At 72.8% G+C, this 25087-nt stretch carries 21 protein-coding genes; 6 read left to right on the top strand and 15 right to left on the bottom strand.

The window, feature by feature from the left end:
- Nucleotides 1-18: 18 nt before the first annotated feature.
- Together ABZ312_RS26870 and ABZ312_RS26875 are read right to left on the bottom strand one after the other, a co-directional pair.
- Nucleotides 19-1725, bottom strand: coding sequence for a carbohydrate-binding module family 20 domain-containing protein (locus tag ABZ312_RS26870; RefSeq protein ID WP_500438936.1), 1707 nt, complete (start codon nt 1723-1725; stop codon nt 19-21).
- A 232-nt stretch (nt 1726-1957) separates the two neighbouring features.
- Entirely contained in the window at nt 1958-2677 is a 720-nt protein-coding gene (locus tag ABZ312_RS26875) for a L,D-transpeptidase family protein (RefSeq protein ID WP_500438937.1), read from the bottom strand.
- A gap of 172 nt (nt 2678-2849) precedes the next feature.
- On the opposite strand from ABZ312_RS26875, the gene ABZ312_RS26880 reads away from it, so the two are divergent.
- Nucleotides 2850-4652: an ABC transporter transmembrane domain-containing protein gene (locus ABZ312_RS26880; protein ID WP_500323262.1), complete on the top strand. Its 1803-nt coding sequence runs from the start codon at nt 2850-2852 to the stop codon at nt 4650-4652.
- Nucleotides 4649-6451, top strand: a complete 1803-nt coding sequence (locus ABZ312_RS26885; RefSeq protein WP_500323260.1) for an ABC transporter ATP-binding protein — start codon at nt 4649-4651, stop codon at nt 6449-6451. The genes ABZ312_RS26880 and ABZ312_RS26885 overlap by 4 nt, the downstream gene beginning before the upstream one ends.
- A gap of 61 nt (nt 6452-6512) precedes the next feature.
- On the opposite strand, the gene ABZ312_RS26890 is transcribed toward ABZ312_RS26885, so the two are convergent.
- Complete coding sequence (locus tag ABZ312_RS26890) at nt 6513-7310, bottom strand: metal-dependent hydrolase (protein ID WP_500323259.1); 798 nt, start codon at nt 7308-7310, stop codon at nt 6513-6515.
- Between the two features lie 132 nt (nt 7311-7442).
- Here ABZ312_RS26890 and ABZ312_RS26895 point away from each other — a divergent pair, with 132 nt between their 5' ends.
- Entirely contained in the window at nt 7443-9956 is a 2514-nt protein-coding gene (locus ABZ312_RS26895) for a DEAD/DEAH box helicase (RefSeq protein ID WP_500323257.1), read from the top strand.
- Nucleotides 9957-9993: 37 nt separating this feature from the next.
- Nucleotides 9994-10860, top strand: coding sequence for an acyl-CoA thioesterase (locus ABZ312_RS26900; protein ID WP_500360279.1), 867 nt, complete (start codon nt 9994-9996; stop codon nt 10858-10860).
- A 75-nt stretch (nt 10861-10935) separates the two neighbouring features.
- Here ABZ312_RS26900 and ABZ312_RS26905 read toward each other — a convergent pair whose 3' ends face one another.
- The 7 genes from ABZ312_RS26905 to ABZ312_RS26935 form a co-directional block, all read right to left on the bottom strand.
- Nucleotides 10936-12768, bottom strand: a complete 1833-nt coding sequence (locus tag ABZ312_RS26905) for a vWA domain-containing protein (RefSeq protein ID WP_500360278.1) — start codon at nt 12766-12768, stop codon at nt 10936-10938.
- Nucleotides 12765-13826 carry an ATP-binding protein gene (locus ABZ312_RS26910; RefSeq protein ID WP_499515461.1) on the bottom strand — a complete coding sequence of 354 codons (1062 nt, stop codon included), beginning with the start codon at nt 13824-13826 and terminating at the stop codon, nt 12765-12767. Before ABZ312_RS26910 ends, ABZ312_RS26905 begins: the two co-directional genes overlap by 4 nt.
- A gap of 206 nt (nt 13827-14032) precedes the next feature.
- A complete protein-coding gene (locus ABZ312_RS26915) occupies nt 14033-14917 on the bottom strand; it encodes a DUF6397 family protein (RefSeq protein ID WP_500438938.1) in 885 nt (294 codons plus the stop codon).
- A 96-nt stretch (nt 14918-15013) separates the two neighbouring features.
- Complete coding sequence (locus ABZ312_RS26920; protein ID WP_500323251.1) at nt 15014-15493, bottom strand: macro domain-containing protein; 480 nt, start codon at nt 15491-15493, stop codon at nt 15014-15016.
- Between the two features lie 55 nt (nt 15494-15548).
- On the bottom strand, nt 15549-15941 hold the full coding sequence (locus tag ABZ312_RS26925; RefSeq protein ID WP_500323250.1) for a DUF742 domain-containing protein: 393 nt from the start codon (nt 15939-15941) through the stop codon (nt 15549-15551).
- Between the two features lie 6 nt (nt 15942-15947).
- On the bottom strand, nt 15948-16358 hold the full coding sequence (locus ABZ312_RS26930) for a roadblock/LC7 domain-containing protein (protein WP_018562311.1): 411 nt from the start codon (nt 16356-16358) through the stop codon (nt 15948-15950).
- Nucleotides 16355-18625 (bottom strand): sensor histidine kinase, encoded by a 2271-nt coding sequence (locus tag ABZ312_RS26935; RefSeq protein ID WP_500323249.1) that lies wholly within the window; start codon nt 18623-18625, stop codon nt 16355-16357. Before ABZ312_RS26935 ends, ABZ312_RS26930 begins: the two co-directional genes overlap by 4 nt.
- Nucleotides 18626-18864: 239 nt before the next feature.
- On the opposite strand from ABZ312_RS26935, the gene ABZ312_RS26940 reads away from it, so the two are divergent.
- Nucleotides 18865-19884 (top strand): alpha/beta fold hydrolase, encoded by a 1020-nt coding sequence (locus tag ABZ312_RS26940; protein WP_500438939.1) that lies wholly within the window; start codon nt 18865-18867, stop codon nt 19882-19884.
- Nucleotides 19885-19918: 34 nt separating this feature from the next.
- Nucleotides 19919-20347 (top strand): PPOX class F420-dependent oxidoreductase, encoded by a 429-nt coding sequence (locus ABZ312_RS26945; protein WP_500323247.1) that lies wholly within the window; start codon nt 19919-19921, stop codon nt 20345-20347.
- Nucleotides 20348-20374: 27 nt separating this feature from the next.
- Here ABZ312_RS26945 and ABZ312_RS26950 read toward each other — a convergent pair whose 3' ends face one another.
- From ABZ312_RS26950 to ABZ312_RS26970, 5 genes are all read right to left on the bottom strand, one after another.
- On the bottom strand, nt 20375-21046 hold the full coding sequence (locus tag ABZ312_RS26950) for a hypothetical protein (RefSeq protein ID WP_499515454.1): 672 nt from the start codon (nt 21044-21046) through the stop codon (nt 20375-20377).
- A 147-nt stretch (nt 21047-21193) separates the two neighbouring features.
- Nucleotides 21194-21784: a GTP-binding protein gene (locus ABZ312_RS26955; RefSeq protein ID WP_500323245.1), complete on the bottom strand. Its 591-nt coding sequence runs from the start codon at nt 21782-21784 to the stop codon at nt 21194-21196.
- Nucleotides 21765-22160 (bottom strand): DUF742 domain-containing protein, encoded by a 396-nt coding sequence (locus tag ABZ312_RS26960; RefSeq protein ID WP_499515452.1) that lies wholly within the window; start codon nt 22158-22160, stop codon nt 21765-21767. The genes ABZ312_RS26955 and ABZ312_RS26960 overlap by 20 nt, the downstream gene beginning before the upstream one ends.
- Nucleotides 22161-22174: 14 nt before the next feature.
- Nucleotides 22175-22597 carry a roadblock/LC7 domain-containing protein gene (locus tag ABZ312_RS26965; RefSeq protein WP_499515451.1) on the bottom strand — a complete coding sequence of 141 codons (423 nt, stop codon included), beginning with the start codon at nt 22595-22597 and terminating at the stop codon, nt 22175-22177.
- Entirely contained in the window at nt 22594-25086 is a 2493-nt protein-coding gene (locus ABZ312_RS26970) for a sensor histidine kinase (protein WP_500438947.1), read from the bottom strand. The genes ABZ312_RS26965 and ABZ312_RS26970 overlap by 4 nt, the downstream gene beginning before the upstream one ends.
- Nucleotide 25087: the final 1 nt, after the last annotated feature.

The raw sequence follows: 25087 nt of genomic DNA on the forward strand, positions 1-25087 counted from the left end.
CTGGAGCGCAGGGAGGGGTCAGGTCCGCCAGGTGTCGCCCAGCGTCACCTTGCCGCTCGGGGGGACGGTCGCCGTACGGTTGCCGCCGGACTCCCAGGTGACGTTCCCGCTGCCGTCCTTCTTGATGTACTTGTACTCGAAGGACGTGCCCGCGCCCATGGAGACGTCGAGCTTCCACACCGGGTAGGCCGCCGAGGACAGCGGCAGGGCGTTGCCGGTGTTCCAGTTGCCGAGGGCGGCGTTGTTGCCGACGACGTAGACGTTCTGGCCCCACACCGTGGTGGCGTTGACCGAGAAGGACGCACCGCTCGCGGGCGTCGTGCCGCCGCCTCCGCTGCCGCAGGGGGCGCCGGTGTAGAGCGCCACCGCGTCGTTGGCGCCGATGGTGGCGGTGAACCTGCCGTCCGAGCCGACGGTGTAGGTGGCGCCGCTGTGCTGCACGTCGCAATAGGTGCCGGCGGGCAGCGAGGTGGTGAAGGTCTGCGTGAGGGAACCGCTCTCGTGGTTGATCGCGACGTAGCCCTTGCTGCCGCGCCCGAAGGCGATGGCGTTGTTGCCGTTGGACCACCAGTTGGTCACCGCGGTGCCGGCGACCGCGTTGCGGAAGCCGACCATGCCCGCGATCTGCGGCCAGGCGTGCTGGCACTTCCAGCCGTCGCTGTAGCAGGCGTTGACGGTGCCGCCGTTGGGCGGGCCCGCGTCGTTGTCGGAGAACTCGTAGCCGGAGTACACGTTGGGCGAGCCGTAGGGCCAGGCCAGCATGTAGACGTTGGCCAGGGTGTAGGTCGCGCCCGCCTTGTAGGTGAGGGTCGAACCGTTGCGCTCGGTGTCCCAGTTGTCGACGAAGGTGCGCGAACTGCCGCTCGCGAGGTAGCCCGCACCCCATGACGCGCCCCAGTTGCTGAGGTAGGCGAGCTTCTCGCCGGTGAAGATCCGCTTGAGGTCGTAGGCGCCCTGGAAGGCGTCGACGTCACCGGTGCCGGTGTACTCGCCGGGCTGCACGGCCTCCCCGGAACCGTAGATGACCTCCTGTGCCCAGAAGACGGAGGGGTTGCTGAGCTTGGCCTTGATCGCGGAGAGATCGGCCGCCGCGATGTGCTTGGCCGCGTCGATGCGGAATCCGTCGACGCCCAGCGCGATGAGGCCGTTCAGGTACGCGGCGATGGTCGAGCGCACGTAGTCGCTGCCGGTGTTCAGGTCCGAGAGCCCGACGAGTTCGCAGTTCTGGACGTTGTCGCGGTTGGTGTAGTCGGAGATGTTCGTCCGGCAGGAGTGGAAGTCCTGGTCCTGGTAGTACCCCGGGTAGGTGTACTTGCCGTACGACGTGCCTCCGGTGCCGGTGCCCGAGCCGGCGCTCATGTGGTTGACGACGGCGTCGGCGATGACCTTGACCCCGGCCGCGTGACAGGTGTCGACCATGTTCTTGAAGGCCGTCCCGTCACCCAGCCGGCCCGCTATGCGGTAGCTGACGGGCTGGTAGGAGGTCCACCACTGCGCGCCCTGGACGTGCTCCTGGGGCGGCGACACCTCGACGTAGCCGTACCCGGCCGGGCCGAGGGTGTTGGTGCACTCCTTGGCGACCGAGGCGAACTTCCACTCGAAGAGGGTGGCGGTGACGTCCTTGCTTCCGGGCGGTGCTGCCTGGGCCGGCTGCTGCGAGACGCCGACGAGCCCGGCCGTGCTGAGCAGGGCGGCCAGACCCGCGCGCAGAAAACGCGATCTCATGGTGCGGCTCCTTCGTGTTCGGGCACAAAGGTGCCCCGAAGACAGCCACGCGCCGGGCCATCGAGTGTGGGGGCGGAGCTCCCGCCCGTGGGAACTCCGGGTAGGAGACTGGCCCCGCGGACGGGTAGCGTCAATATGTCGCGTGGAAAAACTTTCAACTTCTTGCGGAAACAGTCTGCTTCGCTCTTGCAGAGGGCCTACCGTCCCTGCGGAAGACTGTCCTGAACTGCCGTCAGGCCGCCAGGTGCTCCCGGTCCCCCATCACCACGACCGGGTGCAGCGCCGGATCCAGCGTGCGCAGCAGGTACTCCATGTCGGCCTTGGACTGGCTGACGCACGCCGACGTGCCGCTGCCGTGGTCCATGTGCAGCCAGATACTGCCGCCCTTGGACTGGCCCTGGGGGCGGGTGGGATCCAGCGGGGAGGTGCCCTTGACCCGGTTGTAGTCGATGGCGATGACGAGGTCGAAGTCGTGCCAGTGCGACCGGGACCACGACCGCGGCGCGGCGAAGGCGGACGAGTGGTGGTACGGGAGCCTGGCCTGCGGCTCGGGCAGGACACCGCCCGCGTCCGAGAGCGTGAAGACACCCACGGGGCTCTTCTTGTCCCCCTCGTGGTGGTCGGTCGTCCAGCCGCCCTTGCCGTTGTGCCCGGACCACGAGCGCTCGCGCTTCCACAGGTCGCCCTGCCGGGTGTACAGCACGATGGTCGAGTCGGCGGATCCCGCGGCCTCCCCGTACACCGCGACGACCTGGCGGGAGTCGGCGGGGACGCGGGAGCGCAGCGCGGGGCCGACGCCCGGTATCCCACGCGTGGCGGCAGCCTGGGTGGCGCGCGGCGGCTGCTTCACGGCGTGCCCCGACGTGTCCCGATGCTCCTCCGCGCCACCGGCACAGCCGACGAGCAGCACAAGCGCCGCCGCGACGGCCACCGTCCCCGCCCCACGCCTCACTCGAACCGCCCCTCTTCCCTGAAGTCGCGTCCCATCTTCGCACCCTTCGGTGAGGACGGATGCGGACCGTGTCCCGTTCCGCCCCGCCCCGGAGAAAACGGGTTGAATTCGTCACCTCGGTGACGCGACGCTGGCACGTCTCCTCCCACCCCAGCATCGATGTCGGGACGTCATGTCGCTACGCGCTCTCCCCCATGCCGACCCGGGTGTCCCCGACACCCGCTCCGGCTTCCGTTTCCTGCTCTGGCTTGAACGGCGCCAGATCGGTGGCCAGATCAAGGCCACGCTGTGGGGCACCCTCCACATGGCGGCCGTGGCCTGCTTCCCGGCCGCCGTCGGCATCGCCGTGCAGGCCGTCGTCGACGGCTCCGGCGGACGGCTCGCGCTCGCGGGCGGCCTGATCCTCGCCCTGGGCGCGGTGACCGCCGTCGGCGACACCATGCTGCACCGCACCGCCGTCACCAACTGGATCTCCGCGGCCGCCCGGGTGCAGCTCCTGCTGTCGCGCAAGACCCTCGAACTGGGCTCTCTGCTCACCCGGCGGGTCGCGGCGGGCGAGGTCGTCGCGGTGAGCACCGGCGACGTCGAGAAGATCGGCTGGTTCGTCGAGGCGCTGGCCCGCTTCGCCTGCTCCCTGCTGGCGACCGTCGGCGTCACCGTCGCCCTGCTGGTGTACCGGCCCGAGCTGGGGCTGATCGTGGCCGCGGGTGTCCCCGTACTGGCCCTGGCCGTGCTGCCGTTGCTGCCGCACGCGACGCGGCGCGCCGACGAGCAGCGGGCCAAGGCGGGCAAGGCCACGGAACTCGCCTCCGACACCGTGGCCGGACTACGGGTGCTGCGCGGCATCGGCGGCGAGGAGCTGTTCCTGTCCCGCTACCGGCGGGCCTCGCAGGAGGTCCGCAGCGCCGCCGTCCGCAACGCCCGGATGTGGGCGCTGATCAGCGCCGTGCAAGTGGCCCTGCCCGGCCTGCTGCTGCTTGCGGTGACCTGGTACGGCGCGCGGCTGGCGCTGGACGGACGGATCACGGTGGGCGAACTGGTCACCGTCTACGGGACGGTGGTCTTCCTGCTGTTCCCGCTGCGGGGCTTCGAGGAGATCGCGATGGCGTACTCCTTCTCCCGGCCGTCCGCCAAGCGCGCCGCCGCCGTGCTGACACTGCGGCGGGACACCGCGGGCGACGACGGCGGAGTCACGGCGGGCACGGGACCGCTGCCGGCGGGCGACCTCCACGACCCGCTGACGGGGCTGCTCGCCCCGGCCGGGGAACTGACCGCCGTGGTGTGCGGGGACCCGGACGCGGCCGGTGCCCTCGCCGACCGGCTGGGCGGGCACAGCCCGGCCGGGACCGGGGACGTCCCCTCGGTGCTGCTCGGCGGAACGGCGCTGGACGACCTGCCGCTCGCGGCGGCCCGCGCGGCCGTGCTGGTCCAGGACAAGGACCCGGTGCTGCTGTCGGGAACACTGACCCAACTGCTGGACGTGCCCGCCTCCGGCCAGGTCACCGCGGCCGAGGCCCTCGCGGCGGCGCAGTGCGGCGACGTGCTCGACGCACTGGCCCAGGCCTCGGTGGACGACTCGGGGGACCCGATGCGCTCCCGCATCACCGAGCGCGGACGGTCCCTGTCCGGCGGCCAGCGGCAGCGGCTGGCGCTGGCCCGGTCGCTCGTCGCCGATCCGGAGGTCCTGGTGCTGGACGAGCCGACCAGCGCCGTCGACACGCACACCGAGGCCCGGATCGCCCAGGGCATCAGGCTGCTGCGCGCCGACCGGACGACGGTGGTCCTCACCTCCAGTCCGCTGCTGCTGGACCGCGCCGACCGGGTGGTGTTCGTCGAGGACGGCACGGTGCGCGCGTCCGGCACGCACCGCGAACTGCTCCGGTCCGACCTCGGCTACCGCGCGGTGGTCACCCGCGAGACCGAGCAGGCCCCCGAGGAATCCGCACGTCTCGAGAAAGCCGAGGAAACCGCATGATCGGCGTGAAACCGCCGGAATACGACCCGGCCGCGCCACGGCACGTGACGACCCTGCCGGTGGGCTCGCCCGCCACGGTGCGCGGTTACGTCGGCGAGCTGGCCCGGCGGCACCGGGGTGCGTTCGCCGTGCTCGTCTCGGTGAACACCGTCGCCGTCGTCGCCTCGATGGTCGGCCCCTACCTGCTGGGCGGCCTCGTCGAGGACCTGGCGGCGGGCCGCCGCGACCTGCACATCGGACGCACCATGGCACTGTTCGCCGTCGCGCTCGCCGTGCAGACGGTGTTCGTCCGTGAGGTGCGGCTGCGCGGCGCGATCCTGGGCGAGCGGATGCTGGCGGACCTGCGCGAGGACTTCCTCGTACGGTCCGTGGGGCTGCCCCCCGGCGTCCTGGAGCGGGCGGGCACGGGCGACCTGCTGTCCCGCATCACCACCGACATCGACCGGCTGTCCAACGCGATGCGGGAGGCCGTACCGCAGCTGGCGATCGCCGTGGTGTGGAGCGGCCTGCTGCTCGGCGCGCTGACGGTCACCTCGCCGCCGCTGGCACTGGCGGTGCTGGTGGCCGTACCGGTGCTGCTCGCCGGCTGCCGCTGGTACTTCCGGCGCGCACCGCGGGCGTACCGATCGGAGGCCGCCGGCTACGCGGCCGTCTCGGCGGTCCTGGCGGAGTCGGTGGACGCCGGGCGCACCATCGAGGCGCACCGGCTCGGCGACCGCCGCGAGGAGCTGTCGCGCATCCGCATCCGCCAGTGGGTGGCGTGGGAGCGCTACACGATGTGGCTGCGCAGCGTGCTCTTCCCGGTGATCAACGTGACGTACATGCTGATCCTCGCGGCGGTGCTGCTGATCGGCGGGACGCTGGTCCTGCACGGCCGCGTGACGGTGGGCGAGCTGACGACGGGCGCGCTGTACGCGCAGATGCTGGTCGACCCGATCAACCTCATCCTGCGCTGGTACGACGAGCTGCAGGTGGCCCAGGTGTCGCTGGCCCGGCTGGTCGGCGTCCGGGAGGTCGAGCAGGGCGCCGGGGACGAGCGGGTGGCGCCGGACGGCCGCGACGTCCACGCCGACGAGGTGCGCTTCGGCTACCGCGCCGGCAGCGACGTGCTGCACGGGGTGAGCCTGCGGGTCCGCCCCGGCACCCGGCTGGCCCTGGTCGGCCCGTCGGGGGCGGGCAAGTCGACGCTGGGGCGGCTGCTGGCCGGGATCTACAGCCCGCGGGCCGGCGAGATCACCCTGGGCGGCGCCCAGCTGGCCCGGATGCCCGCGGAACGGGTCCGCGAGCACGTGGCCCTGGTCAACCAGGAGCACCACGTCTTCGTCGGCACGCTCCGCGACAACCTGCTGCTGGCCCGCGCGGGAGCGGGTGACGACGAGCTGTGGGCGGCGCTCACCGCGGTCGACGCCGAGGGCTGGGCACGGGCGCTCGACGACGGCCTGGACACCGAGGTCGGCTCGGGCGGCGCCGCGCTGACCCCGGCCCAGGCGCAGCAGGTGGCGCTGGCGCGACTGGTCCTCGCCGACCCGCACACCCTGGTGCTGGACGAGGCCACCTCGCTGCTGGACCCGCGCGCGGCCCGCCATCTGGAACGGTCGCTGGCCCGTGTGCTGGACGGCAGGACCGTGGTGGCCATCGCGCACCGGCTGCACACCGCGCACGACGCGGACCTGATCGCGGTGGTCGAGGACGGCCGGATCAGCGAGCTGGGCAGCCACCACCAGCTGGTGGAGGCCGACGGCGCCTACGCCGCCCTGTGGCGGTCCTGGCACGGTGAGGCCGGAACCCGTCCGTGGTGATGCGCGTGGCCCCGGCCGTCCTGCGACGGCCGGGGCCACGGGGGTGGCGGGGGCGGCGGGCTCAGCCGCCGAAGATGCCGAGTGCCCCCAGCGCGCCCAGTCCGCCGGCGGCGAAGAAGATCGGCGTGAGCACCTTGATCTCGACCCAGCTGCCCGCGCGGAACCGCATGGCCTTCGGCGGGCCCAGCGGGAACCAGCGCTTGCGGCCGATCGGGATGGGCCACAGGATCGGGCAGCCCGAGACGGTCAGGGCGTCGCCGATGCAGTGCACGAGGGCGCCGAGCACGATGGGGATGCCGATCCACAGGTACTGCTGCCCGGGCTCGGTGAACAGCCAGCCCTTGCCGTTCTCGGTGCCGTCCAGCACGTCGGCCAGCACCCAGGCGCTGGTGGCGCCGAGCAGCCACACCAGGATGTCGCTGGAGACCCGGGCCTGCCGCCACAGCAGTCCCTCGACGGCGAGCACGGCGTGCACGAACAGGATCGCCAGGACCCCCCAGCGCCCGCCGTACACGGCGATCAGCGAGGCGCCCCCGCCGATCGCGACGGCCCACACCCAGGTATGGGTCAGTGTGCGGTGACCACCGGAACGGCGCGGGTCACCGGCCTTGCGCGTGGCCTTGTAGGTCGCGTACGAGAGCTTGTCGATGATCTCGCAGAACCACCGGGAGACCGGCCCGAAGGCACGCGATATCGTGGCCGCCTTGTGGTCGAGGTCGGGGGCGAGGGCGGCGCCGGCACAGATCAGTGCGCCGACCACGAGCGTCGGCCAGGGCATCGGGTGGTCGAGCGCGGCGGCGAGTGCTCCCACCCCCAGCCATGCCGCCGCTCCGGAGATAGAGTGCGCCGGTCCCATCATGGTGTGCCCCGCCCCTTTCGACCCGCCTGCAGGCGGAGTTGACGCGTAATCGACGGCACACCATACCGCCGGTCGATCTTCCTCCGTACCGCCGGTTCCTCCCCTGGTCCCGGGGACAGGCAAGATGGGGGTGTGACCCTCATCGATCAGCTGCCTGCAGAGCCCGATCCCGACGCCCTCTTCGAGGCCTTCTCGTCCTGGGCGGAGGGCCGGGGCATCTCCCTCTACCCCGCTCAGGAGGAAGCGCTGATCGAGGTGGTCTCAGGGGCGAACGTCATCCTGTCCACCCCCACCGGCTCGGGGAAGAGCCTGGTCGCGGCCGGTGCGCACTTCGCCGCGCTCGCCCGGGACGAGGTCACCTTCTACACCGCCCCGATCAAGGCGCTGGTGTCGGAGAAGTTCTTCGACCTGTGCAAGCTCTTCGGCACCGAGAACGTCGGCATGCTGACCGGCGACGCCTCCGTCAACCCGGACGCGCCCGTCATCTGCTGCACGGCGGAGGTGCTGGCGTCGATAGCGCTCCGGGACGGCAAGGACGCGGACATCGGCCAGGTCGTCATGGACGAGTTCCACTTCTACGCCGAGCCGGACCGGGGCTGGGCGTGGCAGATCCCCCTGCTGGAGCTGCCGCAGGCGCAGTTCCTGCTGATGTCGGCGACGCTCGGCGACGTCACGCGCTTCGAGAAGGACCTCACCCGCCGTACCGGCCGGCCCACGTCCGTCGTGCGCTCGTCGACGCGGCCGGTCCCGCTGTCGTACGAGTACCGGCTGACCCCGCTCACCGAGACGCTGACCGAGCTGCTGGAGACCCGCCAGGCCCCGGTCTACATCGTGCACTTCACGCAGGCGGCGGCCGTGGAGCGGGCGCAGGCGCTGATGAGCATCAACATGTGCACGCGCGCCGAGAAGGACGCCATCGCGGAACTCATCGGGAACTTCCGCTTCACCACGAAGTTCGGCCGCAACCTGTCGCGTTACGTCCGGCACGGCATCGGGGTGCACCACGCCGGCATGCTGCCCAAGTACCGGCGCCTGGTGGAGAAGCTGGCGCAGGCGGGCCTGTTGAAGGTCATCTGCGGCACGGACACCCTCGGTGTCGGCGTCAACGTGCCCATCCGCACGGTGCTCTTCACCGCCCTCACCAAGTACGACGGCAGCCGCGTCCGTGTGCTGCGCTCCCGTGAGTTCCACCAGATCGCGGGCCGCGCCGGGCGGGCCGGCTTCGACACGTCGGGCTTCGTGGTCGCCCAGGCGCCGGAGCACGTGATCGAGAACGAGAAGGCCCTCGCGAAGGCCGGCGAGGACCCCAAGAAGCGCCGCAAGGTGGTGCGCAAGAAGGCGCCCGAGGGCTTCGTCGGGTGGACGGAGAGCACCTTCGAGAAGCTCATCGCCTCCGATCCCGAGCCGCTGACCTCCCGGTTCCGGGTCACCCACGCTATGCTGCTGTCGGTCATCGCCCGCCCCGGCAACGCCTTCGACGCGATGCGGCGGCTGCTGGAGGACAACCACGAGGACCGCAGGTCCCAGCTGCGGCACATCCGGCGGGCCATCGCGATCTACCGCTCACTGCTGGCCGGCGGGGTCGTGGAGCGGCTGGACGAGCCCGACGAGGAGGGGCGCATCGTCCGGCTGACGGTGGACCTGCAGCAGGACTTCGCGCTCAACCAGCCGCTGTCCACCTTCGCGCTGGCCGCGTTCGAGCTGCTGGACCCGGACTCGCCCTCCTACGCGCTGGACATGCTGTCGGTGATCGAGTCGACCCTCGACGACCCACGGCAGATCCTCGCCGCCCAGGAGAACAAGGCGCGCGGCGAGGCCGTCGCCGCCATGAAGGCCGACGGGGTGGAGTACGAGGAGCGGATGGAGCGGCTCCAGGACATCTCCTACCCCAAGCCGCTGGAGGAGGTGCTGTCGCACGCCTACGGCGTCTACCGCAAGAGCCACCCGTGGGTCGGCGACCACCCGCTGTCGCCCAAGTCGGTCGTACGCGACATGTACGAACGGGCGATGACCTTCACCGAGTTCGTCTCCCACTACGAGCTCGCCCGGACCGAGGGCATCGTGCTGCGCTACCTGGCCAGCGCGTACAAGGCGCTGGAGCACACCGTCCCGGACGACCTGAAGTCCGAGGACCTGCAGGACCTGATCGCCTGGCTCGGCGAGCTGGTCCGTCAGGTCGACTCCAGCCTGCTGGACGAGTGGGAGCAGCTCGCCAACCCCGGGGAGATGACGGCCGAGGAGGCCCAGGAGCGGGCCGACCAGGTCAAGCCCGTCACGGCCAACGCCCGGGCCTTCCGGGTCCTGGTGCGCAACGCCCTGTTCCGCCGGGTGGAGCTGGCCGCGCTGGAGCGGTTCGGCGAACTCGGCGAGATGGACGCCGGGTCCGGCTGGGACGCCGACGCCTGGGCCGAGGCCATGGACGCCTACTGGGACGAGTACGAGGACCTGGGCACCGGGCCCGACGCGCGCGGCCCGAAGCTGCTGCAGATCGAGGAGCGTCCCGACGAGGGGCTGTGGAAGGTCCGCCAGACCTTCGCGGACCCCGACGGCGACCACGACTGGGGCATCTCCGCCGAGATCGACCTCACCGCCTCCGACGAGGAGGGCCGCGCGGTGGTCAAGGTGACGGCCGTGGGCGCGCTGTGACCGCGAGGACGAGCACCCGCACGAAGGAGCACGCCCGATGACCAACCCCGCCGAGCGGCTGGTGGACCTCCTCGACCTGGAGAGGATCGAGGAGGACATCTTCCGCGGGCAGAGCCCCCAGGAACGCCTCCAGCGGGTGTTCGGCGGACAGGTGGCGGGCCAGGCGCTGGTCGCGGCCGGGCGCACCACGGACGGCAGCCGTCCGGTGCACTCCCTGCACGCGTACTTCCTGCGCCCGGGGCGCCCCGGGATGCCGATCGTGTACCAGGTGGAGCGGATCCGCGACGGCCGCTCCTTCACGACGCGGCGCGTGGTCGCGGTGCAGCAGGGCCGGACGATCTTCAACCTGACCGCCTCCTTCCACGTGCCGGAGCCCGGGTTCGAGCACCAGCTGCCGATGCGCGAGGTCCCGGACCCGGAGAGCCTGCCGAAGCTGAGCGACGAACTGCGCGAACACCTCGGCGAACTGCCCGAGCAGTTGGAGCGGATGGCGCGACGGCAGCCGTTCGACATCCGCTACGTGGACCGCCTGCGCTGGACCGCCGAGGAGATCGAGGGCGCCGAGCCGCGCAGCGCGGTCTGGATGCGCGCGGTGGGCCCGCTCGGCGACGACCCGCTGGTGCACACCTGCGCCCTCACCTACGCCAGCGACATGATGCTGCTGGACGCCGTGCGCGTACCGGTCGAGCCGCTGTGGGGGCCGCGCGGCTTCGACATGGCCTCCTTGGACCACGCGATGTGGTTCCACCGGCCGTTCCGTGCCGACGAGTGGTTCCTGTACGACCAGGAGTCCCCCGTCGCGACCGGCGCGCGCGGCCTGGCCCGCGGCCGCATCTACGACCGCGAGGGCCGCCTTCTGGTCTCCGTGGTCCAGGAGGGGCTGTTCCGGAAGCACGGCGGCTGAGGGTCCCGGGAGCCGGTGCCCGTCGGGTACCGGTTCCGGCTCCGGCGCCTGGGGCCTCCTTGCGCCGACCGGGCCTCAGCGCATGCGGAAGACCGGTCCCTTGGGCGTGAACGGAAGGCGGGCGTCCCGGGGGATCAGGAAGGCGTGTTCGCGGCGTATCCGCAGGACGTCGCAATCGCCGTCCGTGATCAGCAGGACCGGGGCCGCCGGCGGAAAGTCCGGGGCGCGCTGGAGGAGGTCGACACCGGGCTGCAGCACGGTTCCGCCACGGCCCCTGACGCGTACCCGGTGGGCGATCTCGGTCACCGCCAGGTAGCCCGCGTCGAAGGGGGCGGCGTCGCAGAACACCACGCGGGCGGCGGTCACGTCACGGGCGGTGGCGTAGGACGCGATGGCGCCGAGCGCCTTGCCGAGCAGCGCCCGGCTCATGGACCCGGACGTGTCCAGCACCACGCCGAAGGTGCAGCGGGCCACTTCCTGCGGCGGGTGGCTGCGGCCGGCCCGGGGGATGTCCGGTGTGGACGCCTGCCGGCGGGCCGGACGGGCGAAACTGCGCACCGCCTCGGGACGGGGCACGTACTCGTCGAACCAGCGGGCGAGCCTGGCGTCCCACGGCAGCGGTGGGTGGGACAGCGCGCGGATCTCCTCGACGAGTCCGGCGGGCAGGAGTCCGCGCTCGCGGTGGTGCAGTTCGAAACCCTGGAGCAGCCCGCGCCGGTAGAACTCGTCCAGGTCGACCCACGTGGGGGCGGTCTCCCCGGGGCGCGGCAGCGGCTCCCCGAGCACGTCCCCGAGGCCCTTGCCGCGCAGCGTGGCGAGACGGCGCAACCGCCGCTCGTCCCGCGCGATGCGGTCGTAGACCTCTTCGCTGGACAGTCCGGCCAGGGCGGGGTCGTGCAACAGCCCCTCGGGCATCTGCCCGACGCCCATCTCCAGCAGCCAGCCGTTGATCACATAGTCGGCGGCGACGTTGAACAGGTACGGGTCCCGGCCGCCCCGGCGGTCGCCGTGGCGCAGCGCGGCGTGCAGCATCTCGTGGGCAAGGATGAACCGCCATTCCTCGTCGGTGAACCGGCACAGAGGGTTGAGGTAGATCTCCCCCGCCTCTGCGTTGACCGCCGCCACCGAGATCCGCTGGGCGCGGGCGAGTTCGGCGTCGGCGACCAGAGTCATCCCGGCGGCGATGCCGCCGAGCAGCGGGTAGGAGGAGACGAACCAGCTCAGGGCGCGCTCCCAGGGACGCAGCGGGCGCCGCGCACCGGTGAGCTCCTCGCGGCGGCCTCCGGCGACGTCCATGGCCGCCGACATCGTCCGGGTCAGGGCGCTCGCGAAGGCGACGGTCCAGTCCTCCGGCGCGCTCCAGGACGGTTGCCAGGGGTGGAGCACCTGGTCCGGCTGCGGGCCTGCGGTGCCGCACGCCGCGAACCCGGCGGGGATGCCGTCGCGGCGCCAGCGTGCGGCCAGTTGTTCCTCGTCGCCGTCCGGGAACACCGGGGGCAGCGCGACGGGCGCCCGGCCCACGGGGAAGGTGTCCAGGAAGCGGTTGACCACCGCGCAGCGGGCGGCGACGTCGAACCGGTCGGGCTGCTCTCGCGGGCCCCTGGCGGCCGGTACGTGCCCGAAGCCCAGGTGCAGGAGGCAGTGCGCCAGCACCCATGCCCACTCCTGCGGGTCCGCGCGGCGCAGGGGGTCGGCGTGCACGATGCCGTTGGAGGTGACGGAGGCCCAGCCGTCGCGAGGGTGCTCCTCGCACTCCTCGCTGCGGCACAGACGGCCGTTGACGGCGGAGAGCGCGGCGAGGGCGGTGTTGCGGCGCAGCAGGTCGACGCCGGCGGCGAACGCCTCGGCCGCGGGGTCCTTGCGGGGTGCCGACCGCGCCCGGGACCTGTCGCCGCGCGCGCCGCTCACCGGCGCGCCTCGACCAGGCGCGGCATGTCGCGGGCGGCCTCCAGCAGGAACCAGGAGGGCAGCACCGGGTTGTCGTCGTCACCGTCGGCGATCACGGTCTGGGCGACCTCGACCGAGATCTCCGCCAACTGCACCAGCAGCGACTTGGCCCGGTAGGCCATCTGCCGCACGGCCGGGGAAGCGTGCTCCCGCTGCGCCGGCAACTCCTTGATCAGACGCCCACGGAAGGAGTCGGCGAGGTAGTAGAGCAGGTCGCGGTCCTCGATGCGGCGCGGCCAGGAAGCGTCCCCCTTGAGGATGGCGTCCAGCCCGTACGAGTGCCGCACGATCTTGACGTAACCGCAGAAGGCCGTGGCGTGCGCCGGGGTGAGCGTCCCGTAGGCCAGCACCTTCAACGTCTCCTCGTCCAGGGCTGGTCCGAAGGAGTGCAGCGCGTCGGAGAGCATGTGCCAGGCGCGCGGGGTGGAGAACGGCTCCTCGGTCTTGGGCGGCGCGGACCACAGGTGGTCCGGCCGGTCGGTGAGGTGGTCGGTGATCCACGGATGGATACCCGCGCCCGCCGCCCAGACCAGCCAGTCCGCCGCGGAGGCCCGCAGATGGACGTGCGCAAGCCGGTTGACCAGGGCGGATGCCATCGGCCGTGCCAGCGCGTTGTCGGTGGCACGGTTGCCCGCACCAATCACGATGCTGCCGGGCGGCAGCTCGTACGAGCCGATGCGGCGGTCGAGGATCAGCGAGTAGAAGGCCTTCTGGACATCGGGGGTGGCCGCGTTCAGCTCGTCGAGGAAGAGGCAGTACGGCTCGTCGCGGGCGATCGTCTCCGGGGGGCAGAAACGTGAGCGGCCGTCGACGATCTGCGGTACGCCGATGAGGTCCTCCGGAGCCAGCTGCGTCCCGATGAGACTCACGCAATCCAGTCCCAGAGAGTCAGCGAACTCCCTGACCAGGGAGGACTTCCCGATGCCCGGGGCGCCCCACAGGAAGACCGGGCGGACGGTGGCCAGGTTGAGCAGCAGCTCGGGCACCTGGGAAGGCGAGACGGTGACAACACCCTGCAAGCGCGGGCTCCTCGGAGATGAAGGGGATGGCGGGCACACGACGGCGCCGGCCGGCCCGAGCAGTCTCACCCCTGTCGCCGCCCCGTCGCACCTGCTTTTCGGTGCATCGTCGGCCTCGCACTCCACCGCGCCCGCCCTCGACGAGTCGATCGGTCACGACGTCGTCATCACCGCCTGGTGGCACGCGGTGTGAGGGGCTTGTCCCGTCACCCCAGTCCGAGGAGGCGTCGCCAGCGGCTGCGCGGCGCCGTGGGCGGAGGGGGAGGCGGGGCAGGGGGCGGCGGGGCGATCGGCGGGCCTGGGGTGACGGCTGGGGCGGCACGCTCGGGACGCGGGGCGGGGCGGGAGGCACGGGCTCTGAGGAGCGCGTCGGCGAGCGAGACCTGGGCGAAGGTGATCTCGTCGGGGTGGCCGGCGACGGTCTGGGCCTCGATGACCTCACGGGTGGCGTAGGAGCCCGTACTCCCCGATGGGAGCGCCGGGCAGAGCCGGCGCAGGTAGGCCCGCTCTCGGGTGTCCGGCACCGCGTCGGCGGCCAGTTCCGGGCCGAGCAGGGCGGACCAGGCGGCCGCCTCGCCCCAGGCGCCCTCCGCGTCGCGCACGAGTTCCTCGACACGGCGGGCCCGCCAGCCGCGGGCGCGGTGGTCCTCGCCCTCGTCGAGGGCGTCGCGCAGCTCGGCGGGCAGCCTGCCCTCCAGCAGGGCGGGATGGGCCCGGGCGAACCGCCGTACGTCCTCGGCGAGGTAGAGCCACACCACGGCGCGGTAGCGGTTGACGTACCAGCGGACGGGGCGGAGGAAGCCTCCCTTGGCGAGCCGGGTGAAGCGCTCCCGGCTGATCCCGATCAGCGCCGCGCCCTCGATGCTGCCCACCAACTCCAGCCGCGCGCGCAGCCGGTCGGGAAAGCCCTCCTCCGCGCGCAGCCGGTCCACGTCCTCCCGTACGACACGTCGGCGCCCGCCGACGGCCGGCGCCGTACGTACCTCGCCGGTCTGCAGCGCGACCTCGAACTCCTCGGCTTCCAGGCACAGTTCCTCCCGGGCGCGCTGCATGCCGAGCGCCTCCCGGACGACGGTCTCCTTGACAGCCATGCCACTCCCCCTGACCTTCCATAGCGACCCATCACTGACAGTCACGACGATAGGTCCTCCCGGCGACATCCGCCCGGGCCTGTGGATAACTCCGCGTCACGCCCCGTGGTCGTACACGGTCACGGAGATCCCACGGCGCACGAGCCGCCCCTCGACCGAGGGCGCAACCCGCTCCCACCGGCCGCCCGCGAGCCCGCACCCGATGCGCGGCATGTGCACGGACGCGCCCAGCTCCGCCGCCTTCTCCGCCACCAGGGCCAGCCCCGCGTCGATCGCCTCGTACCGCACGGGCACGCCTTGGCTGCCCCTGCGGATGCCGCGCTGCCCGACGAGATTTGCCACCCAGACCGACTCGCTGACACGGACGAACTGGACGGCACCCAGGGCGAAGTCGTTGCCGGCGCGCTCGCGGTGCCACCGCCGGTACGCGGCCTCGGGTTCCGGCCAGCGGCGGGAGAGCGCGACCACGAATCCCTTGCCCCAGCCGCCCAGGTCGTTGCAGACGTGGACGATCAGCTTGACGCCCTTGCCCTGCGGCGCGGTGGCGTCCCCCCGGACGTACGTGATCCCCTCCATGCGGTCACCGTACGCCCGGGGTCCGACAACGCCGCCGCCGCAGCGGCGGCCCGGCTCACAGGGCGCGCAGGCCGTCGATGACGTCCTTGAGCAGCCCCACGTCGGGCAGTTCGGCCGGCGGCACGGGCCGGATGGCCCGCAGGTGGCCGTCCCGGAGGAGGTCGCCGAGCAGCACGCGGACGACGCCGAGCGCGAGGTCGGCGTCCGCGGCCAGTTCGGCCACGGTGAGCGGGCTGTCCCGGCACAGGTCCAGGAGGGCCAGGTGCTCCTCGTCGAGGTGGTCGTCCGGGGCCTTACCGACGGCCGGGACCATGACGGCGATCAGGTCGACGTCACCGTCGGAGTCCGGCCGGGTGCGGCCGCCGGTGATGGTGTAGGCGCGCACCATCGGACCGGCCTCGTCGTCATACCAGAGCGCGCCCTCGTCTCCCGGCGGGCTCGGGTTCATGCTTCATCACTCCCCCGGTGCCGCCGCGTCGTGCCGGCGCGGCGTGACACCGAGGTGTTCACCGACCCGGTGGACCATGAGGGTCATCTCGTAGGCGATCTGCCCGACGTCGGCCTGCACACCGCTGAGCACCGACAGGCAACTGCCCTCGCCCGCGGCCGTGACGAACAGGAAGCCGTCGTCGAACTCGACCATCGTCTGCCGCACGCCGCCCGCGTCGAAGTGCCGGCCCGCGCCCTTGGCGAGACTGTGGAACCCGGACGAGACGGCGGCCAGGTGCTCGGCCGTGGCACGGTCCAGACTGGTGCTCGCCCCGGTCACCAGACCGTCGCCGGAGAGCACCAGCGCGTGCCTGACGTGCGGCACCCGCTCTGTCAGATCGTCCATCAGCCATGTGAGTCCACTGCTCACCGTCATCCCCCGTTCTCCCCGGTCTCCGCTGTCCCTTGCGGTGCTGCGGCGTCCCTGCCGCGGGCCAGGCCGCGGGCGAACGCCGTGATGGTGGAACGAGCCTCTTCCGGAGATCGTTCCCTTTCGTCTCCCCCGCCAAGCGACTCCGCCGGGCTCTGGTGCGCCCCGTCGTCCCTCAGTTGCGCTACGAGACTGGCCTGCCGCTGCCGCTTCGGCAACCCCGTCCCGGTGCGCCCCTCCTCGCGCGGCCTGGTCGGTCCCCGCCGCGGCCGTGGTGTGCGCGGCGCCGTGTCGGCCCGGTCCGTCCCCGGCGGCTCGGGCACGGCCCGCGGGCGGAGCACCTGCTCGCCGGTCTCCAGGTCGTCGCCCGAGGCGTCCACGAGCACCGACTGCGGGACGAACACCACCGCGACCGTGCCGTCGAACCGCCCGCGGCGCAGGGTGACGCGCACCCCCTGCCGCGCGGCGAGCCGCCCGACGGTGAACAGGCCCAGCCGGTCCGTCTCCGGGAGCTCCGTTCCCGCGCCGGCCTCGCCGAGTTCGTTGTTGGCCTGGGCGAGCCGCTCGGCGCTCATGCCCAGGCCGCGGTCCTCGACCTCCAGGACGTAGCCACCCGCGACGACCTCGCCGCGCACCTCGACCTTGGTGTCGGGCGGCGAGAAGGCGGTGGCGTTGTCGATGAGTTCCGCCAGCAGGTGCAGCACGTCGGCGATCGCGGGGCCGGTCAGCGCCACCCGGGGCATGCGCCGGACGACGACCCGCTGGTAGTGCTCGACCTCGCCGACCGCGGCACGCGCCACCTCCGCGAGCCGGACCGGGCGGCGCCAGGCCCGGCCGGGTGCGTTGCCGGAGAGGATCAGCAGGCCCTCGGCGTGCCGGCGCATGCGGACGGCGATGTGGTCGACACGGAACAGGTCGTCCAGGTCCGCCGGGTCTCCGGAGCGGCGTTCCATGGCGTCGAGCAGCGTCAGCTGACGGTGCAGCAGCACCTGGCTTCGGCGGGCCAGGTTGGTGAAGACGGCGGAGACCCCGCGGCGCAGCTTCTCCTGGTCGACGGCCGCCTGGACGGCGGCGCGCTGGGCGTTGTTGAAGGCCCGGCCGACCTGTCCGATCTCGTCGGCGCCGAAGCGCAGGTCGGGTGCGGCCCGCGCGACCGCGGCGTCGTCGAGTTCCTCGCCGGCGCGGAGCCTGCGGAGCACCTCCGGCAGGCGCCTCCCGGACAGCTCCAGGGCCTGGTTGCGCAGCAGCGTGAGGCGGCGGGCGATGCCGCGCCCGATGAGCAGGGAGATGACGACCGACAGCACGACGAGGAACAGTCCGGCGAGGCTGACCGCGCCGGTCCGCACGAGCACGTCCATGCCGTCATCGCGGGCCCGCTCGCCGACCTCGCGGGCGGCGTCGACGTTGATGTCGCTGAGTTCGGCCAGGGCCCGGTCCGCGTTCTGGCGCCAGCGGTCCTGGGAGACGACCAGGCCGACGTCCTTGGCGCCCGCCCCGCGCGCCGCGGCCTCCATGGAGTCCAATGTCCAGGCGACGCTGCCGCCCTCGAACTCGTCGAGCCGCTCCTTGGCGGCCTTGGTCAACTCCGGGTCGACGATGGAGTGCAGCAGCTTGCGCCCGTCGATGGTGCCGATGAACTCGCGGTACTGGCTGCCGGTCATGGCGGGACCGAGCTGCGCGGCGGTGAGCATGGCGTCCTCGCGGGACAGCAGTTCCCTGGCCCGTACCAGGTCGATGACGAAGCCGCCCTGCCGGGCGACCTCGCCGCTCTGGAGCGCGGCGAGCGATCCGCGCAGCCGGAAGATGGGGTCGATCACAGCCGAGTAGCGGTGGAGCGTCATCGACCAGCCGACGTCGCGCTGCCGGACGTCCTCGCGCAGCGGCGCCAGGTCCTTCGCGGCGGTGATCAGTTCGGTGATCCGCTGCCGCTGGGCGAGGTCGAGCTCGGTTCCCTGCGCCTGCTCGCGCGCGTGGTCGCGGACGACCGCGAGCAGCCTGTCGGTGGTGCGCTCGGCGCTCTCCAACTCGGGCCCGCCGCTCGCGCCGTCGGACGCCACATAGGCGACGGCGACGCGCCGCTCGACCTGCAGGGCGCGCCCCAGGTCGTCCGCGGGTGTCCCGTAGTAGCGGTAGGTGTCGGCGATCCCCATGAGGGCGAAGGCCCCGCGCACCGAGGTGAAGGTGCTGTATGTCCACAGACCCGCCAGCGAGAGCAGCGGCACCAGGAGAAGTACCACGAGTTGCGTGCGGATGGTGCGGGGGCGCAGGCGCATGCGTGAGGTCCTCGGTCGACCATGGGTTCGATGGGGAGGGGCACAGTCTGACCCACGAACGCCCCCTTCGTGGCGCCGACTGTGACATCTCACAATCCCTTCCCACCGGACGCCCTCAGGTGCGGGACGCGACGGAGCGACGTACCCTGCCCGGCCCCACCCCTCCCACCGCAAGCGCGTTCACGCCGCGCTAACGGCGCGGCATTGCGGGCGAAACCCCGCTGTCGCACGCTGGACGCATGGAACGGGGACAGGTCGTACGCCGGGTCTACGGTCCCGCCCCGGACACGGAGGACGGTTCTCAGGGCGTTCCTCTGGTCCATCGCGACATCCACGGCTACCGGCGCGCGTTCCGGCTGGGCGGCAGCGGGCCGCCGCTGCTGCTGATCCACGGCCTCGGCGACTCGTCGGCGACGTGGGCGCACATCCTGCCCCGGCTGGGGCGGCGGCACACGGTCATCGCCCCGGACCTGCTGGGCCACGGTGACAGCGAGCAGCCCCGCGCCGACTACGCGGTGGCGGCCTACGCGTGCGGCATGCGCGACCTGCTGGGCGTGCTGGACGTCGACCGGGTGTCGGTCGTGGGCCACTCGCTCGGGGCGGGCGTGGCGATGCAGTTCGCCTACCAGTTCCCGGAGCGGTGCGAACGCCTGGTGATCGTGGGCGGCGGCGGTCTGGGGCCGGAGGTGCACCCGCTGCTGCGGCTCGCCGCGGGGCCGGGTTCCGAAGTGACGCTGCCGCTGGCGACTTCGCCGCCCGTGCGCGGGGCGCTGCGGCTGCTCGCGCCGCTGCTGCGCACCACCGGCGGGCTCGGGCTGGGCCGCCACGACTTCGACTACGTCCTGGAGCGCTACCTCATGCTGGACAGCTCCAAGGCGCGTCAGGCCTTCCTGCGCACCCTGCGCGCCGGCGTGGACCTGCGGGGGCAGGTCATCACGATGATGGACCGCAGCTATCTGACGGCGGGCCTGCCGACCCTCATCATGTGGGGCGAGCACGACGCGGTGATCCCGGTGCGTCATGCGCTGAGGGCGCACACCGCGATGCCGGGCAGCCGGCTGGAGCTGTTCGAGGGCGCCGGGCATTTCCCGCACCATGACGCGCCCGGGCGTTTCGTCGACGTACTGGAGGACTTCCTCGCCACCACCACGCCGCAGGAGTACGACCCGGTGCTCTGGCGCCGGCTGCTGCGACGCGGTCGGGTGGACGTGCCGCTCTACCAGGAGGTCGAGCCGCCGCACCCCTCCAGCGGGTCCTGAGGCCGTCCGCCGCCGTCCGGGGCAGGATGGGGGCATGGGACACAGGATGACCGAGGAAGAGTGGCGGGCCTTCGTCTCCGCCGGGACACGTACGGGGAAGCTGGCGACGACGCGGGCGGACGGCACGCCCCATGTGGCGCCCGTCTGGTTCCTGCTGGACGGCGACGACGTCGTGTTCAACACGGGCAAGGACACGGTCAAGGGCCGCAACATCACGCGCGACGGCCGGGTCGCCCTGTGCGTGGACGATGACCGGCCGCCGTTCGCGTACGTGGTCCTGCGGGGACGGGCTGAGGTGAGCGAGGAGCCCGGTCCCCTGCGGGAGTGGGCCACCCGGCTCGCCGCCCGCTACATGGGCGAGGACGTCGCCGAGGAGTTCGGGGCGCGCAATGGGGTGCCCGGTGAACTCCTGGTGCGGGTGCGGATCGACAAGGTGCTCGCCGAGTCCGGTGTGGCGGACTGAGCGTCGGGCGCCCGCCGCCCGCCCGGGTCAGCGGATCGGCTTGCCGCCGTTGGCCTTCTTGCCGTTGGCGCCCATCGCCCACCAGGTGCCGCCCACGCCGTGGCCGTTGGTGTCGCCGGGCTTGGTGTCACCGGTGTACCAGTAGACGGGCCAGCAGTTGTACGACAGCTGCTTGGTGCCGTCCGGACGGGTGTAGGTGCTGACGAGCTTGGGGTTGAGACCGGCGGCCTCGGCCTGCGCCTTGGTGACGGGCTTGGCCGCCGGCCACTTCTTGAGGCACTCGCCGGTGCAGTTGGACACCATCGGCCAGTCGGTGTCCTTGTCGAAGCGGTACAGGGTGCGGCCCTTGGAGTCGACGAGGATGTCACCCAGGTTGGCGTCGTTGACGACGGAGAGGATGGGCCACTTCTTGTCGGAGGCGGCGTCCGCGCTGCCGCTGTCGGAGCTGTCGTCCGTACCGCCGGCGTATCCGTCGTCGGTGCCCGAGGAGGGGTCGGCCGAGGTCTCGCTGTCGTACCCGTAGTCGCCGGAGGTGGTCCCGGAGCCGGGCTGCGAGGTGGCCGACTGGGCCGCGTCCTGTTGCTGGGCCGCCGGCGCCACGCTGCTCGCCTGGTCGTAGCCGTTCGACCCGCCGCAGGCGGTGACGAGGAGGAGGGCAGCGGCCGTTCCGGCGACTGCGGCACCGATCCGCTTGTGCATCTGGACTCCTTGCGCGGTAGGGGCGTCGGGGCCCGTGCGCCCCGTCTGGCCACCTGTACGCACGCGGTTCGGCTGCCTCTCAATGCACTGTGAATTCCTTTTTCGGCGGCGCCGTTCTGCTAAGGTGCCCCGCCGCTCCACGGAGCGTCAGCGCACCGACTCCAGCAGACGTGCCGCGTGCATCCGCCCGGCGTGCTCGACGAGGGCGATCAGCACCTCCTTGCCCGATGCGCGGTCCCGTGCGTCACAGAGGACGACGGGGGTGCCGTCCTGCAGGTCGAGGGCGCGCGAGATGTCCTCCGGGCGGTGCTCCAGCGCGCCGGGGAAACGATTGACGGCGACCGCGAACGGGATCTTCCGGTGCTCGAAGAAGTCCACGGCGGGGAAGCAGTCCTCCAGGCGACGGGTGTCGGCGAGCACGACAGCGCCGAGCGCACCTTGCGACAGCTCGTCCCACAGGAACCAGAAGCGGTCCTGGCCGGGGGTGCCGAAGAGGTACAGGGACAGACCCGCCCTGATGGTGATCCTGCCGAAGTCCATCGCCACGGTGGTGGTGGACTTCCGCTCCACTCCCCCGGTGTCGTCCACGTGACGCCCGGCCTCGGTCAGTTGCTCCTCGGTGCGCAGCGGCCGGATCTCGCTCACCGCGCCCACCATGGTGGTCTTGCCGACCCCGAAGCCCCCCGCGATGAGGATCTTCAGGGCCATGACCGGCGTCTCAGAGTGCCCGGAGTCCATTGATCACCTCTCGCAGGATGCGCTCGTCGGGTAGGTGCGCCGGCGGTACGGGATTGCTCACCCGTACGCTGCCGAGCGTCAGGAGGTCGCCGAGGAGGACGCGTACGACGCCCACCGGCAGGTCGGCGTCGGCCGCCAGCTCCGCGACCGACAGGGGCTCTTCCCGGCACAGCACGAGCAGCGCGGTGTGCTCGGGCTCCAGCGTGGGGTCGTCGGCGGCACCGGGTTCGGCGAGCACCAGGGCGATGAGGTCCAGGGCGGCGACGGCCGTACCGGGCCGGGTGCGGCCGCCGGTCATGGCGTACGGGCGCACCAGGGGCCCTGCCGCGTCGTCGTACCAGTGGCCGTCCGGGCTCCGCGGGTGCGCGCCGTTCATCACCTGTGCGCCGGTCAGCCGGCGGCCGGGCCGGCGGCGCCGAGGCGCGGCGGGGTGTGCAGGTGCTCGCCCACGCGCTTGACCAGGCGCGCCATCTCGTAGGCGATCAGGCCGACGTCGGCGCCCGCGCCGGTGAACACCGCGAGGCAGGAGCCCTCGCCGGCGGCCGCCACGAAGAGGAAGCCGTGGTCGAGTTCGACCATGGTCTGCCGGACCTGGCCGGCCGCGAAGTGGCGTCCGGCGCCCTTGGCGAGGCTGTGGAAGCCCGAGGCGACGGCCGCCAGGTGCTCGGCGTCCTCCCGGGTCAGCCCGCGGGAGGAGCCCACGGCCAAGCCGTCGCCCGACAGCACCACGGCGTGGCGGACGTTGTCCACCCGGTCGGTGAGGTCGTCCAGCAGCCAGTCCAGTTCACCGGACCGGTTCGATGCGTCGATCATCCGTGCTCTCCTTCGCGGGGTGCCCTGGCCGAGGTGCGGGCGTGGTCCTGCTCGCCGTCCCCGGGCGTCGTGTCCGGACCGTCGTGGTGACCCGGCCCTCCCGGGCCGGGCCAGGTGCCGCCGGGCTGCGGGGCGGGCCGCAGGGGGCGCGGGCCGGCGGGTCCGGGTTCCCCGTCGGCGGTGTCACGGGCTCCGGCGCCGCCGCCGCGGATCCAGCCGCGGCGGAACGCGGCCATCGTCGAGCGCGCCTGCTCGGCGGTCCGCTCCGGGACGTCCTGCCCCGTGTCCTGCGGCCCGGGGCCGCGTTCGGGTGCTCGGGGCTCCAGCAGCTGCGGGGCGAGGCTCGCACGGCGTACGCGGCGCGGGAGTCCGCCCTCGGCGGGAGGCGTGCCCGCAGGGGCGCCCACCGGCGCGGGAGCGGGCGCCGCGCCGCGGGCCGGTGCGGGCACGGATACGGGCGCCGGCACGGATACGGGCGCGGGCGCGGGCAACGCCCCGTGCTCCGGCGGACGAACGGAACGGGGCGCGGATGGACGCGGCGGCCCGTCGCCGTCGCCGCGCGGGGAGGCCGCCACCAGGGGCGGGACCTCCGCGGACCCCTGGCGGGGTCCGTGCGGGCCGGACGCCGCGCCCCCCGTCCCGGCGCCCCGTGGGGCGCGGGCTTCGGGCGCCCTCATGTCGAGCAGGGCGGTGGGCAGCAGGACGACGGCGGTGGTGCCGCCGTACGGGGAGGAGCGCAGGGAGACCCTGACGTCGTGCCGCCGGGCGAGCCTGCTGACGACGAACAGGCCGAGCCGGTCGCTGTCGAACAGGTCGAGCGCCTGGGTCTGGGCGATGCGCCGGTTGGCCTCGGCCATGGCCTCCTTGCCCATGCCGAGCCCACGGTCCTCGATCTCCAGGGCGTAGCCGTTGCCGACCTGCTCGCCGTAGACGCGCACCTTGGTGTGGGGCGGGGAGAACTGGGTCGCGTTCTCGACGAGTTCGGCGATCAGGTGGGTGAGGTCGGCGACCGCGGAGCCGACGACCGCCGCGAGGGGGAGCCTGCGGACCTCGACGCGGGCGTAGTCCTCGACCTCCGCGACCGCGGCGCGCACCACGTTGGTGAGGGGTACGGGCTTGCTCCAGGCACGGCCGGGAGCGGAGCCGGAGAGGATGATCAGGCCCTCGGCGTGCCGCCGCATACGGGTGGTGAGGTGGTCGAGCTTGAACAGGTCCTCCAGCTCGCCCGGATCCTCGGTGCGCCGTTCCATGCTGTCGAGCAGCGCCAGCTGACGGTGCACCAGGACCTGGCTGCGGCGGGCGAGGTTGACGAAGACGCCGGAGACCCCGTTGACCAGTTCGGCGCGTTCCGCGGCGGCGCGCAGCGCGGCGCGCTGCACGGTGGCCAGGGCTTCGGCGACCTGGCCGATCTCATCGGCGCCGTGCCTGCCGAGGGGCGCCTCCTTGCCGAGGTCGATCTCCTCGCCGGCGCGGAGCCGCCGCATGGCGCGCGGCAGTTTGCGGCGGGCGAGTTCGAGCGCGGTGTTGCGCAGGCCGACGAGTTCGACGACGAGACCGCGGCCGATCCGTACGGAGATGAAGAGGGAGGCGACGACGCCGAGGAGGCCGAGCAGGACGGCGATGCCCGAGGTGCTCAACAGGCCGTGCGCGAGGGGTCGGTCGGCGGGTGCTGCGGCCTTGGCGGACTTCTCCAGCCCGGACAGCACCTGTCCGGTGGCCCGGTCCCATGTGGCGAGGCTCGCGCCGTCCACGGCGGCCTTGCCCGGTCCGGCGTCGAGGACGGCGTCCTCCATGGCCTCGAGGTCCGTGTACGCGGTGGAGCGGGCCAGCCGCACCCAGGCGCTGCGGCCGGCACCGCCGAGGTCGGCCGTGGCACCCGCGAGCAGGGCGCGGCGGGCGGTGACGGCACCGCTCAGGTCGCGGTAACGGTCCGTGGGCAGGCCGCGGGTGAGCGCGGCCGCGGCGAGCAGCGCGTCCTCGCGGGACAGTTGTTCCGCGGCACGGCCGATCTCCAGGGCGGCACGCTCGCCGCGTCCCGCGGAAAGGGCGCCGCCGATCGCGAATCCGTCGGTCACGGCGTCGGTGTAGGCGCGGTACGTCTGCCGCCAGTCCGCTGCTCCCTGGGTGATGCCCGGGCGCTGCCTGCGCAGGCGCTCCAGGTCGCCGACGAAGGTCCGGACGCGCACCGCGGCGGTGCCCGGCAGGCCGGTGCCGTCGGCGACCGTGTGGCCGCCGCCCAGCTGGAGCAGGGCGGCGGCACGGTCGGTGGCCGTGGCGCGTCTGCTCAGTTCGGCGGCGGCCTCGGTGGTGGGCCGGGCCAGGTAGCGGGCGGCGGCACGGCGTTCGGCCTGCAGGGTGGTCACGGTGTCGGCGACCGGCTCACGGATCGTTTCTGCAATGCGCTGGGCACGCAGCCGACCGGAGACGTCCTGGGCCGTGGTGACAGCGGCGAAGGCCCACAGCGCCATAAGGGACACGACGGGCACCATG

The organism is Streptomyces sp. NPDC006207 (genome assembly GCF_040613835.1).
Classification (GTDB): Bacteria; Actinomycetota; Actinomycetes; order Streptomycetales; family Streptomycetaceae; genus Actinacidiphila.